The sequence below is a fragment of the Aliikangiella coralliicola genome, assembly GCF_007004725.1.
GTDB lineage: Bacteria > Pseudomonadota > Gammaproteobacteria > Enterobacterales > Kangiellaceae > Aliikangiella > Aliikangiella coralliicola.
Genome location: NZ_ML660162.1, coordinates 504761 through 518077 on the forward strand (window position 1 = coordinate 504761; position 13317 = coordinate 518077).

The window sequence follows — 13317 nt, forward strand, 5'->3', positions numbered from 1 at the left end:
GAAGAATATAGGTAATTCAAGGGAAGTTAATTACATAAACATCGCGTATTAACTATGGGAAATTACATCGCAATTTTTTTCGACACTTCTTCCAACTTCATTTTCATTGCTTCGTCGACTTCGTGAGGCTTAATTCTTGAAATAATATTATTTAAAACTCTGATTTCATTTTGATCAATTTCGCCGTCCTTTTCCGCGATATCGAGTAATTTACCCAATTCAGCCGCATCGAGTTTTCCATCATCTGCAAAACACTCTATAGAGCGAAAGCTCAGTTCTAGATAATCTCTTGATTCTGCCATAGTTCTTTTCCTTTTTGTTTAATGTAATTATCAGTTTTTACAACGGTTAATCTTTGTAATTTATTGCTGCCCTTCACTGTCAAAGTTTTTCAGTGAACTAAAAAACATTCCGGCACCACCTGCCATTAGCACGATTAATACAATAATATCAAAAGCACTCATGGGAACTAGAGTCATGCGAATATTGGCAATAATGCCGGCAATTAATGCCACAATACTCAAACCACTTAATAACCAACCCAGAATATTTTTACTATTCCAGAAAATCATAACGATACCGATAAAAAATGGGATCAATATCATTCCGCCGGTGACGCCAAAACCGCCACCAATACTATACAAATGAGTCCCCATGCCAAAGCCACGGGAAAAAGCGCCTGTAGTTACCATAATTTTCGATAAAAACAAGTAGCCACCAACGCTCATCATGATCAGTCCAATGAGATACCGACCGACACCACCACTAGTGCCGCCTGCGCCTTTAGGTTTATGCATATAATTCTCCTTTATACTTCACTGCTAACGGATGAAACCAGTTGCTCATGACTGGGAATATGTTTGTGATGAACCAAAAGCAATAACGCCTTTCCTTTCGCCGGTTTAAAAGGCGGAGGATTTGTCCAGACTTTATCGTTTTCATCAACATAACCAACCAGTGTGCCCAAACCTTTATGCATCACTCGACAGGCTATGTCAGACCATTTCTCCGTTGCAAATTCATAATCAAACCTGATAGCGCGATCGCCTTCTAGTGAAAAAAGGTTTTCCAGAAGTTTTTCTGTTCCCGGCGCTTCCAGGGTTCTAACGATTAACTCGGGATACGCTCGAATTGGGCGTAAAACTGAATTAACACCAAGATTTAAAAAGCGTTCTCTATTAGTATCTTTCACCGCTTCAGCCACAATAAAAGCGTCAAGATTGAGTTCCTGGAAATGAAGCAATACGTCTAATACGATAGAATCGGATGCGCTATTGGCACTATCAGATGACAATAATATAATTTTACTGGCTTCACTCACATTTGCATTATTCAATGCGACTTCATCGCGGCCTTCGCCATGAACATGCACGACATTTTGCTCTCGTAAAGTTAACGGGAGGCCTTCGGCAAATCTCTCGGTGACTATACAAATTGGTCGCTCGGACAAACTTGGGGTTTTCTTTATCTGCGAAACAAGGCGCTCAAGATAAAGTTTTGGGTTAAGCTTTGGTGTATGAATGATGACAATATGATTTTTCATTGTATTCCAGTTCCAATGACCTTTAATTTTTTGATCTTTTTGCTCAAGTTTATATTCGATAAATTCCGTAGCGGCTTGGGCCATTACAGTAATACCCAAAATGTACATCAATAAAACTGTCGCCGACCGCCCTAAAAAAGAAGTGCTACTTAAATCACCATAACCGGTGGTATTAATCGTCGTTAAACTTAACCACAGCGCGTCTCCAATGGTAAGTCCTTCAAATATCACCATCGCAAAGCTGTGAATTAATATAATAACAACGACTAAAAGTAATAAATAACGGATTCTATGTTTTGAATTACTAATTAACCCTTTCGCATACCATTGTCGCCGTCGCCGAAAGATCTTGGTAAATAACCTCAATGCTTACTCCCTAACCTTTATTCTCTACCACTTCTATTAGTTTCTTCGCTACCGCATGTTTGATTGCAATATGATCGTTGGGATCGATACTGAATAGTTCACCAAGTTTTTGATAATCTTCTTCGCTTAAAGTAACAGTCAGTCGTGGCCTGACTTTTTTTGCTTTATATTCTAATCCAAGCATTTTGCGAATAAAATCGGAGGGTTTTAATTGATGATCAACGGATTGCTTTTGAATGTTTTTATGAACAGTTTCACTAACATCAAAGGCAACCTGAGTGGCTTTAGCTGCCTTCGCCTGTTTTTCCCATTTAGTATTTTTGTCTAACATTAAGCGGCCTCCTATCGCTTTTAAGTGGAGGTTTTTCCATAAAGTTCTTTAATGTCAGCAATTGGCCGCGTGACACATAAATTAACTTCTGTTTCTCCGTCAGACCAGACAGAAATTTCTACTGAATGCATATCATCGTCGGATACCAGTGAAACACATTCAAAGGGTTCTCCTTTCTCATCTTCTTCATATTTCGAATAAGTTTTACTTCGGTAATCTCCCTTATGAAAATAACCTCGGCTCCAATCACCTTCAATTCGATATGATTCCGCCAGCCAGCGCTCATAATCATTACTTTCATTGACAACATTAATGACAGGATTACCGGGCTCTTCGTCAAAAACCTGTGAAAAAGCATCCATATCAAAAAGACTTTCAACTTCGTCTCGCTCTACTTTCACGGTGAAGTTAACCCAACGCTCGCCATCATCGTTTTCAATCGTCATATGAAAGGCTTCGCCGGAAGGCCCTTCTAAAAGAAACTCAGTTTCTTTTTCATGTTGATATTCATAGCTGTTAATTTCAGCAATTCGGAAAGATTGACCCCTGAGCTCCCGCGGAAGTCCGAAAGAATCAACCAGCTCGAACATATCGCCAACTTTCAGATCTTCTGGTCGTTCTAATTTTCTTACTGTTTCTTCTTTCTTACCGAACCATTTTTTCAACATGGTTATTTCCTTTCAATAAATTGTCAAAATATTAAAACTAATCACATATCCGAGTTAATTAAGGACAAAAAAAGGTATTCAAATTGAATACCTTTTTTGCTGACATAAACAAGCTTACTTCTTTAAGCGAGCCAGGATATCGCTTGCCTGTGACTTGGTTTTACCGATACCGGCAGCTTCTAATTTACTCTTTAACGCTGCATCAGTATTTTCAGCATTCAGCTCTTCGGACGCTTTTATTTTATCTTCCGTTCGCTGTTGACGTTCTTTAATTCGATTCAAAGACTCTCTAGCGGCAGACGATTTTGAAACACCCGATGACAGTGACGAGTTAACTGATACGCGAGCTTTCTGCACACTTTCAGTAGTTTTAACAACGGATAATTCGCGCTTGTTTTCCTGAATACATTTTTCAGCTTTACGAATTTGATCCTTCAAACTCTGTACACTTGCCTTGTAACTATCAAGCACAGGTTGCATTTCTGCCAACTCATTTTCATATTCAGCGATTTTTTCAGCAACTTCTAAAGCCAATGCTTCATCACCTTTTTCTAAAGCTTGAGTCGCGTAGCCTTCATGCTCACCAATTCTATCTTTTATGGCATTAATCTGGCGTGCAGTCTTTGATTCATCAGCCATAACACCAGTCAACGCATCTTTTGCCTTAGCAATCGCATTTTCCTGATCAACAATTTCTTGCTCAAGAATTCGAATTGCGTTGGTATCAACCACGGCTTCACCAATTTCTCGTGCGCCACCTCGAATTGCTGTTACTAACTTTTTAAAGATACTCATACTCTATTTTCTCCTGCAGACTAATTTAAGAATTCCTCTAACGCTTCTAAAGCTTCTAATGCGTTTTCTGATTGAACGACTAATTCATGAGCTATGTTGTCCAATAAAGTGTTAACACTCATCGCACCAAAAAGAACATACTGCCCATCAATTTTACCTAACGAGCTGAGCGGTACATTGACACTCAATTGCAATAAGGTGTCGTTAAGGTCATCAAGCAGCTCTTGCTTAACTTCTTCTTTTTGAAACAGATTGGTAACGCAAAGAATCTGTTCGTCAGTTGATGTAACAAAAATTGGCAATTCATCAAACCCTTCCACCGTGATCTGTAACACGCTGATTTCGCCATTACCGTTTTCTTGAATGGGTAATACATCCAATGAATAACCATCTTGAATGTATCCGCTGAGTTGAATTGCAAGTTCCTTTAAAGACATTGCTCAGTTTTCCTCTTGGTTCATGACATAAAATGTCGTTTCAGATAAAGATTAGTGGTATTGACATAAAATGTCAACTAAAAAATTACACCATTCTCAAATTAATGTTAATTAGTCACTTCCAGATCAGGAACGGGTGCGTCAGATTGATACACGCCTGTATCTTTCTGCCAGGCTTTAACGTGGTATTGATAAAGCACACCACTTCCCAACTGGTTGATCTTAATAAGGTCCATATCTTCATAAAAGTTAGCAGGCATTGCAAATGAACCATTCAACAAGGCTGTTGACAGGTAATTATTCGCAACCGGCAATTCATTATAGCGCTTGAGCCGCGTGGTTGCAGCCTGTCCCATTTTTGTCGCAATGGTCCAACCCCACTCGCCGAAGCTGGGAACATTCTGCCGATATTGTTCAACATTCTCATAACCCGCCTGCTTCACTGTTTTACCGATGCTAATAAAAGCATCTCGGGCATGATAGGGAGAAGTTGACTGCACAACTAAAGCACCATCACCAGACAATAACTGCCTGAGCCGTGAGTAAAAATGATCCGAATACAACTTATTCAAATCGGGATGACTCGGATCGGGCAAGTCAACAATAATGGTATCGAAATGTTTCTGTTGTTTTAAAAGCGTGTCAATTTCAATAAATGCATCGCCAAAAATAACGGATACTCGTGGATCCTCAAAGGCTTCCCGGTTTAATTTGAGTAGTTGTTCTCGTAAAGCGACAGTTTTATCATCGTGTCTTTTGGCGTATCGGTTAGAAAACAATTCCACAAGACCAGGGTCAAGGTCAACCAGCGTTACCGATTTTGGTGACCAATCAAGAATATCCCTGACTGCAAGTCCGTCTCCGCCACCAATCACCAGAACATGCTCATGGCGAGCCGATGCCATTAACCCCGGGTAGGTTAACATTGAGTGATAAATTTTCTCGTCGGAACTACTGAATTGGAGCCTGCCATTTAAATACATGTCAATAACCGGCTCGTCGACTGTGCCCTGCCGTCTGTGGGTAAACGTAATGTTTTGGAAAGGCGTATTAACCTGGTAAAAAACCTGATCTTTATATAATACGTTAGAAAAATTGCTCATCCAGCGGGCACCACTGTCAGCAATAAAAAATAGCAAAACAACCAAAACAAGATGTAATACAACCAGCCACCAAGCCCGCTTTATTTCTCGCCAATATCTCAGCAGAAAAATTGAACCCGCAACAATATTAAATCCAGCCGTCCATACCCCGGCAATGGTAATATCTAGCGTAAGCATGATTGTCACCCAGATAAATGCACCAATACCAGCGCCGATGTAATCGGCACCATAGATAGTTCCCGCATTGTTTTCCAGATGCCTTCCGTAAACTTTTTCTCGAACTCGAGCAATCAGGGGAATTTCCATGCCGATAAAAAAGCCCAGCAGAAACCCCGCGACATAGGGTAAAAAAGTAGCATAGCTTTGCAGTTGCTCAAGCACACCGCCATCAATAACCGTATCTGGCGGGAGATTATAAGTTTCGGCAATTAATTCAGGTAGCGTGCCGGTTAACGCGATGATCGCAGCAATGACTATGATGGAAGACATACCGATCAACGCAATAATGGCTTCTAGCCAGGCAAAAGCAGTAAAGGGATCCTTAAAAATTTTCGCCGCGAAGGCTCCCAGTCCCATAGAAACGATCATCAGCCCAATCATGGCATAAATAGCTGTTTCCATGATTCCAAGGACGCGACCGGCATAATGAGAAAGGAGATATTCGTAAATCAGGCCGCATCCAGCAAGCACTGCCATAATGCCAATCAATAAAACATCATGACCTAACAATTTAAGACGACTGGGGTTTTCAACAATTTGCATATTCATTCAATTCGTAGAAAAACACCCACAGATCAGCCATTGACCACAATCAACAACGCAGAATTAATCTGTGAGTATTTGGGTTTGTGGTTAATCTCAGGCAACGATTAACCACGGGAAATCCTTAGCCAAATAACGCAACCAGGATGAGTCCTAGAGAGACAAACAAAGCGCCTTCAATTGCCGCCACACCAGTATTTTGTTGCTGATCAACTTCTTCTGCAACATCAATCCCGGTCAGGACAATTTTGCGAACCAACATGACCAGTACCGCAAAAATGATGATTCCAGCCAATGACATACCTGCCCACATAGCAACAGCCAGCCACTGATTTTCAAGGGTAAAAGGAACCACGCCTGTCGCCGCAGTAACCGCTAATGCTGCACCGACCATAAAAGCAGCATAACGTAGCGCCAGCGCTGCATTTCCTGCCGCAATTGCCGCTTGTAAACAGTTAGCTTTGCCTTCGTTGCGAGCTTTGAATAATTTAATTCGGTAAATACTCGCAAACAGCATCACTACCTGTGCTAACACAAAGGCTACTAACAATACCGGTAAAATGCGCCAATCGGACACAGGCACCCAAATCATCGCCGCGCGCACGATTAATCCAACCGCAAGCATATGGCCCACATCAACGAATGCGCTAGCTTGATTACCTTTAACCAGCTCTGCGTGAACATCAAATTGGGTTAATACAAACTTATCCTGAATAAACCGACCCGCCATGATCATGACTAATCCAAACAGGCCAAACATCAACATATTAATCGCTTCGTCAGCCAGAGAGTCAGCGAACTCGCCAGATGATGCGCCGGTTAACATAAACCCAAGCGCTAATATACCGCCGGCATAACTAATACCGAAAGCTGCGTTATTCTTTTCTTTAAGTTCTTCAGTCGCATGAACGCTGGAGAAGAAACCTTTCAAAAACTTCATGCTCACCAGCAACGCGATAACAATTACCAGGTCAACCGCCAGTGCTTGAAAATTCCAAATATCAATGTGATTAAAATTCATTCCTGAAAATCCTCTTTATAGATTCTTTATATATTTCTTATTTACCACGGCGGGGCCCACGACTAGTTCGAGAACTACTTCGACGACTCGAACTAGATGTTGAACTTCGATAAGTCGACGCTTTTCTAAAACTGCCTGATGATGGTCTCGACTGACTGGATTTAGCCAATTGGCTGGCGCCGGTTCTTTTTTTCGCATAAGGACTGGTAAAACGCTTGCCCTGTTGTCTAAATGACTTAGCGGTTTTTGTTTGAAGATTTTGTTGTTTAACTCGGGTTGAAGGTTTGGTATATCGATGCCGACCATAATCAGAGTAATAGGAGTAAGGTCTCGATTGCGACCACCTGCCGTAGGAGTATCGTCTGCCATCAGCTAAATTGGAAAACAACGCGTACATTCCGTACCACTCCCAAAAGCTCATCCCATTACTACCAGTAATCCAGTTACCATATTGAGGATTGCCGACCAATTGAGAGCCAGCCCCATAACTTTCCGATTTATTGACTGACTTTTCTATTTCCCGGCTCACTGATTTTACTCGGGGAAGCGCGCCGTCAGATAAGTCTGCCAATACATTAAGTGGATCAGAAAGTGCATCATTGAAAGTTTGTATGTGAGCAGCTTCTTGAATGTAAGCTAATTCTTCGACATTATTTTCCAACTGCTGCATCGTTGCACCTGAAGAAGATCGAACCTGATTAAGCCGCTCTTCAAGTGTTTGAACAAATTGTCCGTGACTTTGGCCATTGAGCGCCAGGTTGTCAATCAAGCTACTCAGCTCGGGCTTTTTCGCTTTCACTTGTTGAGCATAGTCTTTGAGTAAGACGGCATTCGATAATCTACCGCTGTCGAGCGCTTTCTGGAGTGAATCAATACTCGTTTGAGCAGCCTTCACTTCCTGTTCGATTAAGCGATTCATCTGCTCTGTTTTGCTGGTACATCCCATCAGCAAAAAGAGCCCGATAAATATCGTCCATTTATATTTCATTCAACCTCCGGTTTTCGTTTTCTTCTGATCAGTGCAGCCGCCTGTCAATTGAATAGCCTGTTTTAAGTCACTATTCCACACGAACGCCTACCAAACAGCTCACACCTGACAGTCACCTGCAGCTATTAAACCGTTCAAACGCTTTACTAATGACAATATTCCCCAAGTCATTAAAATGGAATTTTAAGATTAGTATGGGTGACCCAATATTTTCAAAATTGGCAACCAGTGTCAAAAGGTTTTGATAATCAGTTTGAGACAAGCCAACATTAATCGATCAATTATCAAACTTTAGAACGGACATGGGCTTTCAAAACTGAGTGGTTCACCAGTACCCGGATGAAAAATCGTTAACTTGTGCGCGTGAAGTTGTAACCTGGCAGCAGCGTCAAAAGCACTTTGATGGGCATAAAATTTGTCACCTAGTATGGGATGGCCTATCTCAGCCATATGAACTCTCAATTGGTGGGTACGCCCGGTAATTGGTGTCAGCTCAACTCGACTCTGGTTACCTTTTTGTTGTAACACTCTCCAAAGTGTCTTCGAAGCCTTACCTTTCTCAAAACACACTTTTTGCTTTGGTTTATTTGGCCAGTCACAAATTAGCGGAAGTTCAACAATTCCCTTAGCTGAATCTGGCTCCCCCCAAATATTCGCGATATAGTTTTTCTGGGTTTGGCGATCCTGGAATTGTCGGCTCAGTGCTCTCAATGCAGGTTTGTTCAACGCCATCACCATTAGTCCAGAAGTTGACATATCCAGCCGGTGAACTATTCCAAGATTGGGCCATACTCGATTCGCACGAGCTTGCAAACTGTCCTGATGTTCAGGCGCTTTTCCTCTGACAGAAAGAAGACCACTTGGTTTATCACAAACCACGATATCCTCATCCTGATAAAGGATCTTAAGGTAAGGCTCCGTGGGTGGATTATAATTTAATAACATATTGGTTCAGCTCTGTGGGCTTCAGGACTGAAAAAAGAGCGTTAACAAAACACCTGCAACAGCGCCAGTTAAGCCGGCTAAAAATAGCTTTAAATTATAATTATTTAAATTAACAGGCTGCAATTCAGTTTCACTAACCTGGGGCACAATCGATAAATCTTGTAGACCTAGTTCAAATACCGATGCCAATGCTGATACAGTCTCTTTCGAGGCGGCACCACTTTTTTCAACCCGTTGAATAGTTCGAAGGCTGACTCCACAAATCTCAGCGAGGTGTTGTTGAGTCCAGCCGCGAGAATGGCGAAGTTGCTTTATTTTTTCATTATTTAACGACATTTTTTCTCCTCACAGCTAACATCGTTAAAACGTGCCTAAGGCCAGGTTTTTACCAAACCAGAACCCCAGTGAGCTCATTGCCAATCCAAACACAAACGCTAATACAATTTTTGTCGGCGTTGGTTTCATCATTCCTTCGAGATAAGCTTTGTTTTGATCACTATGAAATTCGCCATTTTTATACAACTCGCAAATAACTTCCCCTTTTATTAAGCTGGTAACCCTGAAAGTCAGGGAATAATTCTGCCCTAACTGTTCAAAACTGTGCTCACTTCTGGTTCGAAAATTTCTCGTTTCACTAACCAGCTCATTATCAAAATAAACTGATTCCTTTCCGGAATAGCCACAACCGTGAAAAACGATCTGGTGTTCACCATCCATAAAATAAAACCAATATCCATTTCGTATGGTTACTTTTGAGTGCTTAGTCTCTGTTGATTTATTCGCTAATTGATTCATTCCTCTTCCACAATTTTACTCGTCGTCTTTAGGTAAGCTCAGGATAACCTCGAATGAAATTGAGTGTTACGTCTTTACTATGACAGTCATAAAAAATGTCATATGACACTCAAACTGTCACATTATAAAGGCTTTTATTTCAATTAGTTAGCTTCAGTCCAGGATAAATACTTCATCAGCTCATCAATCTCGGTCGCAACGTGTTTTGAATCGACAAAGGGCTCAAAATGATAAAACTCTACGTTCGCAGCTTTTGCGGCCAGGCAATCGTACTTTAATGAATCTCCAATATGGAGCAGTTGAGACGGGCCAACCCCATAGTCGGCTAAAACCTGCTGCAACATGTGTGGATGTGGCTTCGCCCTGAACCCTTTATCGACCGAATAGTTCCTGTTGAAAAATGAACCAATCGAAAGTTTTCTTACATCGCAATTTCCATTAGTCACACTGACCAAAGTAAAATGTTGGGACAAGTTTTCAATCATTTGCTGAATTTCATCAGAAACGACCACTTCACTTCGGGCGTCGAAAAACAGACTAAAAGCCCGTTCCGCTATCTGCGCTGAGTTTTCGAGTTTTTTGCAAAACTCAGCCAGCGCTATTTGACGGACCAGACTCACATTTTCGTATTTTGGATTATTTGCTGCGAAAAGGTTTTTTCGTATCTGAAAAAAGTCAGATAGATTGAAAGGTTGATTTTGTTTTTCGAACTGTTCAGCTAGATAGTCAGATGATATTTGTTCGGCTCGCTGTATTACCGGCTGATTATCATAAAGTGCGTCATCTAAATCAAAACTGAGAACTTTAAATCGCTTTTCAAAACCCGACTCTAATTCTTTTAACATTAGGAATGTTCTCTAAATTAAGTTTCTGGCGTAAATTATTTTTTCGCACGTGGGTGCGCCTTATCGTATACCGCGGCGAGCTGTTGAAAGTCGAGATGAGTGTACACCTGGGTTGTACTAATATCAGCATGGCCGAGCAATTCCTGAACGGCTCGAAGATCACCTGAAGATTCCAACAAGTGAGTCGCACATGAATGGCGAAAACGATGGGGATGTAAACGTCCATTCAACCCTATCATTTTTCCCCAAAACTCCAGTCGCTTTTGAATCGCCCTCGGGCTTAAACGTGTTTTTCTTTCGGTCACAAAAAGCGCATCCATGTCGATGTTCGCCAGCCAGACGCCACGAATTTTTAGCCATTCTTTAATTGCATCCAACGCGTGACGACCAATAGGTACCACTCTCGTTTTGTCACCCTTTCCAGTAATTCTCGCCGTCGCATCTTTCAAATCAAGATCGTTGAGGTTAAGTCTTACCAGCTCAGCTAATCGTATGCCGCTGGAGTAAAAAAGTTCGGCAACAGCCTTGTCGCGAATGCCGATATCCTCACCATCATCAATGCCTTCAAGCAGGGCAACCACCTGATCAACATCAACGGTTTTGGGTAGTGAGCGCGATACTTTAGGCGCTTTGACTCCCTTGGCAGGGTTAAAAGCAATCTGATCCTGATTAACCAGATAACTGAAAAAGCTTCGACAAGCTGACAATATCAACGCAATTGATTTAGGCGATAAGCCTTGTCGATGGCAATAAGCCGACAACTGACGAATGTGAATCGTTTTTACCTGGGGCCACTCGCTCAAATGGCGTTCAACGACAAAATGGACCAGGCGGTCCAGTTGGCGCTGATAATTCTGCTGAGTATGATCGGAATAGTTTTTCTGAGTACGGATAAAGCATAAAAATTCTTCAACCGGTAGACTCAGACAGGCCGGAATCGGTTGTTCAATTAAATCATCTGACTGAGATTTAGGCCGAGGCATATCGACGAGTCAAGTGAGTAACGAGTTTAGCAATGAGTTCAACAAACAAAGTTCCCATTTCCGGCTCAAACCTGGAGACATCATTACTGGCAAGGGCTAGTAATCCAAACTCGCAGCGTTTTCCCAGCGGGATCAATGCAAAAGATTGCAGCTCGCGACTCAACTCGCCAAAAAGCACTTTTTTGGGGGCAATTTCCAGACGACCACATAACGGCTGACTATCTGGAAACTGGCAATTTAATAAAGTCTTAATATCGCTCGCATTGGAATAAATTTGCGCAGGACCTGCCGATTGATAGTCACCAACTAAAATCAATGCCGCATCATCAAGGGAAAAATCCTGTTTTAACATGGCGATAATGTCGGTACACAGAGATTCAAGATCGTTATTTTGAAGTAGCGATAACATGAAGTGATTACATTGAATCAGTAATTTTTCATTATTATGCGCCGCATGCAACATATCGATTAATTGTCCTTGTAACGTCTGATTCCGCTCTCGCAAAACCTTAATTTGACGCTCAACCAGGGAAGTCGCATCTTCACAATCGTGACTCAATTCTATATGGGTTAACAATTGCGCGTTATTACGTAAAAAGTCAGGGTTATTCAATAAATAGTTCTTAACTGCCGCTTCTTCCATCAACTGATTAAGCTGGCTGATATTTCCCTGTTCGAGTGCTTGCGGGTGTGGAAACTTCATAATTCGATAAATCCCTGGAAAACAAATTCGGCCGGCCCCATCATTTTCAACCGTTGACCATCACCAGGCCAATCAATATGAAGATGTCCACCGGGTAAATAAACTCTGACTTTTTGGCTCATCTGATGTTGCAAACGTCCAATGACAGCACTCGCACAAGCACCGGTTCCACACGCTTGAGTTTCACCAACACCGCGCTCAAACACCCGTAAACGAATTTCATCGCGTTCAACAATTTGCATAAATCCAATATTAGCGCCTTCAGGAAAAAGTGTGTGCTGTGTCAGCGCCTGACCGATGGCGTCAACATTGGCCGTTTTCACATCATCAACAGTGAGTACACAGTGAGGATTTCCCATAGAAACAGCCCCAAATTGATGACTGATACCATCCACGGTCACCTGGTAATGAGTTTCCTGATTCGCGTAACGTAGTGGAATTTTCTCTGGCTCCAACATGGGAACGCCCATATCGACACTCACCAAACCGTTGCGCAAAATTTGCAGGTCCATAATTCCCTTCATGGTACTCACCCGTATTTTGTGCTTCCAGGTCAAACCCATCTGCCTGACGAATCTTGCTAAACAGCGAGCACCATTTCCGCACTGTTCGACTTCTTTGCCGTCTGCATTAAAAATTCGGTAGTGAAAATCGACATCGGGTTGCTGAGGAGCTTCAATTAGCAACAACTGATCAAACCCGATTCCGCGATGTCGGTCACCCAACTTGCGGATTTGCCCTTCGGTAAAGTAAATTTGTTGAGAAACGCCGTCAACAACCATGAAGTCGTTGCCAAGACCATGCATTTTGGCAAAACTAAGCATCATCGCTTTGACTCCTGTTGATTGCGCTTTTCCTGATTGGACACGGGTTGTTGTTCAGAGCCATCGTTAGCGTCGCTTGATGCTTGTGTCGGCGGCTTCTGCTCTCTGTCAGCCTGCTCATCTAGTGTCAGTGGGCCCTTCTGACCGCAGGCGGAGATCAGCACAATGCCGAAAACTACAACAATTCGCCTTAATTGCATTAAATTGC

The 13317-nt window shown here is 42.1% G+C and carries 18 protein-coding genes; all 18 read right to left on the bottom strand.

Going from position 1 to position 13317, the window contains the following annotated elements:
* Positions 1 to 62 precede the first annotated feature (62 nt).
* The 18 genes from FLL46_RS08295 to lptM all read right to left on the bottom strand — a co-directional run bounded on the left by FLL46_RS08295 (position 63) and on the right by lptM (position 13309).
* Positions 63 to 302: a hypothetical protein gene (locus FLL46_RS08295; protein WP_142893021.1), complete on the bottom strand. Its 240-nt coding sequence runs from the start codon at positions 300 to 302 to the stop codon at positions 63 to 65.
* A 60-nt stretch (positions 303 to 362) separates the two neighbouring features.
* A complete protein-coding gene (locus tag FLL46_RS08300) occupies positions 363 to 797 on the bottom strand; it encodes a hypothetical protein (protein WP_142893022.1) in 435 nt (144 codons plus the stop codon).
* Between the two features lie 11 nt (positions 798 to 808).
* Positions 809 to 1909 (bottom strand): potassium channel family protein, encoded by a 1101-nt coding sequence (locus FLL46_RS08305; protein WP_142893023.1) that lies wholly within the window; start codon positions 1907 to 1909, stop codon positions 809 to 811.
* A 10-nt stretch (positions 1910 to 1919) separates the two neighbouring features.
* Positions 1920 to 2240, bottom strand: a complete 321-nt coding sequence (locus FLL46_RS08310) for a hypothetical protein (protein ID WP_142893024.1) — start codon at positions 2238 to 2240, stop codon at positions 1920 to 1922.
* A 20-nt stretch (positions 2241 to 2260) separates the two neighbouring features.
* Positions 2261 to 2908 carry a hypothetical protein gene (locus FLL46_RS08315; RefSeq protein WP_142893025.1) on the bottom strand — a complete coding sequence of 216 codons (648 nt, stop codon included), beginning with the start codon at positions 2906 to 2908 and terminating at the stop codon, positions 2261 to 2263.
* Between the two features lie 114 nt (positions 2909 to 3022).
* Entirely contained in the window at positions 3023 to 3703 is a 681-nt protein-coding gene (locus tag FLL46_RS08320; RefSeq protein WP_142893026.1) for a PspA/IM30 family protein, read from the bottom strand.
* Positions 3704 to 3723: 20 nt separating this feature from the next.
* Positions 3724 to 4140 (bottom strand): DUF2170 family protein, encoded by a 417-nt coding sequence (locus tag FLL46_RS08325; RefSeq protein WP_142893027.1) that lies wholly within the window; start codon positions 4138 to 4140, stop codon positions 3724 to 3726.
* A gap of 107 nt (positions 4141 to 4247) precedes the next feature.
* Complete coding sequence (locus FLL46_RS08330) at positions 4248 to 6011, bottom strand: polyamine aminopropyltransferase (protein ID WP_210418630.1); 1764 nt, start codon at positions 6009 to 6011, stop codon at positions 4248 to 4250.
* A gap of 118 nt (positions 6012 to 6129) precedes the next feature.
* Positions 6130 to 7026, bottom strand: a complete 897-nt coding sequence (locus tag FLL46_RS08335; RefSeq protein ID WP_142893028.1) for a DUF350 domain-containing protein — start codon at positions 7024 to 7026, stop codon at positions 6130 to 6132.
* Positions 7027 to 7063: 37 nt separating this feature from the next.
* Positions 7064 to 8014, bottom strand: coding sequence for a CHAD domain-containing protein (locus tag FLL46_RS08340; RefSeq protein ID WP_142893029.1), 951 nt, complete (start codon positions 8012 to 8014; stop codon positions 7064 to 7066).
* A 291-nt stretch (positions 8015 to 8305) separates the two neighbouring features.
* A complete protein-coding gene (gene rluA / locus FLL46_RS08345; RefSeq protein ID WP_142893030.1) occupies positions 8306 to 8959 on the bottom strand; it encodes a bifunctional tRNA pseudouridine(32) synthase/23S rRNA pseudouridine(746) synthase RluA in 654 nt (217 codons plus the stop codon).
* A gap of 21 nt (positions 8960 to 8980) precedes the next feature.
* Positions 8981 to 9295: a helix-turn-helix transcriptional regulator gene (locus tag FLL46_RS08350; protein ID WP_142893031.1), complete on the bottom strand. Its 315-nt coding sequence runs from the start codon at positions 9293 to 9295 to the stop codon at positions 8981 to 8983.
* 24 nt (positions 9296 to 9319) lie between these two features.
* Positions 9320 to 9754 (bottom strand): hypothetical protein, encoded by a 435-nt coding sequence (locus FLL46_RS08355; protein WP_142893032.1) that lies wholly within the window; start codon positions 9752 to 9754, stop codon positions 9320 to 9322.
* A gap of 143 nt (positions 9755 to 9897) precedes the next feature.
* Positions 9898 to 10599: an HAD family hydrolase gene (locus FLL46_RS08360; RefSeq protein ID WP_142893033.1), complete on the bottom strand. Its 702-nt coding sequence runs from the start codon at positions 10597 to 10599 to the stop codon at positions 9898 to 9900.
* A gap of 35 nt (positions 10600 to 10634) precedes the next feature.
* Positions 10635 to 11582 carry a tyrosine recombinase XerC gene (gene xerC / locus FLL46_RS08365; protein WP_142893034.1) on the bottom strand — a complete coding sequence of 316 codons (948 nt, stop codon included), beginning with the start codon at positions 11580 to 11582 and terminating at the stop codon, positions 10635 to 10637.
* Positions 11569 to 12285, bottom strand: a complete 717-nt coding sequence (locus tag FLL46_RS08370; RefSeq protein WP_142893035.1) for a DUF484 family protein — start codon at positions 12283 to 12285, stop codon at positions 11569 to 11571. The genes xerC and FLL46_RS08370 overlap by 14 nt, the downstream gene beginning before the upstream one ends.
* On the bottom strand, positions 12282 to 13112 hold the full coding sequence (gene dapF, locus FLL46_RS08375; protein ID WP_210418631.1) for a diaminopimelate epimerase: 831 nt from the start codon (positions 13110 to 13112) through the stop codon (positions 12282 to 12284). The genes FLL46_RS08370 and dapF overlap by 4 nt, the downstream gene beginning before the upstream one ends.
* Positions 13109 to 13309, bottom strand: a complete 201-nt coding sequence (gene lptM, locus FLL46_RS08380; RefSeq protein ID WP_142893036.1) for an LPS translocon maturation chaperone LptM — start codon at positions 13307 to 13309, stop codon at positions 13109 to 13111. Before lptM ends, dapF begins: the two co-directional genes overlap by 4 nt.
* Positions 13310 to 13317: the final 8 nt, after the last annotated feature.

Bases quoted from the DNA above. Each gene is read 5' to 3' on its own strand.
- dapF (WP_210418631.1), bottom strand. From the start codon at position 13,112: ATGATGCTTAGTTTTGCCAAAATGCATGGTCTTGGCAACGACTTCATG.
- FLL46_RS08355 (WP_142893032.1), bottom strand. From the start codon at position 9,754: ATGAATCAATTAGCGAATAAATCAACAGAGACTAAGCACTCAAAAGTA.
- FLL46_RS08340 (WP_142893029.1), bottom strand. From the start codon at position 8,014: ATGAAATATAAATGGACGATATTTATCGGGCTCTTTTTGCTGATGGGA.
- FLL46_RS08295 (WP_142893021.1), bottom strand. From the start codon at position 302: ATGGCAGAATCAAGAGATTATCTAGAACTGAGCTTTCGCTCTATAGAG.
- FLL46_RS08315 (WP_142893025.1), bottom strand. From the start codon at position 2,908: ATGTTGAAAAAATGGTTCGGTAAGAAAGAAGAAACAGTAAGAAAATTA.
- xerC (WP_142893034.1), bottom strand. From the start codon at position 11,582: ATGCCTCGGCCTAAATCTCAGTCAGATGATTTAATTGAACAACCGATT.
- FLL46_RS08300 (WP_142893022.1), bottom strand. From the start codon at position 797: ATGCATAAACCTAAAGGCGCAGGCGGCACTAGTGGTGGTGTCGGTCGG.
- FLL46_RS08350 (WP_142893031.1), bottom strand. From the start codon at position 9,295: ATGTCGTTAAATAATGAAAAAATAAAGCAACTTCGCCATTCTCGCGGC.
- FLL46_RS08330 (WP_210418630.1), bottom strand. From the start codon at position 6,011: ATGAATATGCAAATTGTTGAAAACCCCAGTCGTCTTAAATTGTTAGGT.
- lptM (WP_142893036.1), bottom strand. From the start codon at position 13,309: ATGCAATTAAGGCGAATTGTTGTAGTTTTCGGCATTGTGCTGATCTCC.
- FLL46_RS08335 (WP_142893028.1), bottom strand. From the start codon at position 7,026: ATGAATTTTAATCACATTGATATTTGGAATTTTCAAGCACTGGCGGTT.
- FLL46_RS08370 (WP_142893035.1), bottom strand. From the start codon at position 12,285: ATGAAGTTTCCACACCCGCAAGCACTCGAACAGGGAAATATCAGCCAG.
- FLL46_RS08360 (WP_142893033.1), bottom strand. From the start codon at position 10,599: ATGTTAAAAGAATTAGAGTCGGGTTTTGAAAAGCGATTTAAAGTTCTC.
- FLL46_RS08325 (WP_142893027.1), bottom strand. From the start codon at position 4,140: ATGTCTTTAAAGGAACTTGCAATTCAACTCAGCGGATACATTCAAGAT.
- rluA (WP_142893030.1), bottom strand. From the start codon at position 8,959: ATGTTATTAAATTATAATCCACCCACGGAGCCTTACCTTAAGATCCTT.
- FLL46_RS08310 (WP_142893024.1), bottom strand. From the start codon at position 2,240: ATGTTAGACAAAAATACTAAATGGGAAAAACAGGCGAAGGCAGCTAAA.
- FLL46_RS08320 (WP_142893026.1), bottom strand. From the start codon at position 3,703: ATGAGTATCTTTAAAAAGTTAGTAACAGCAATTCGAGGTGGCGCACGA.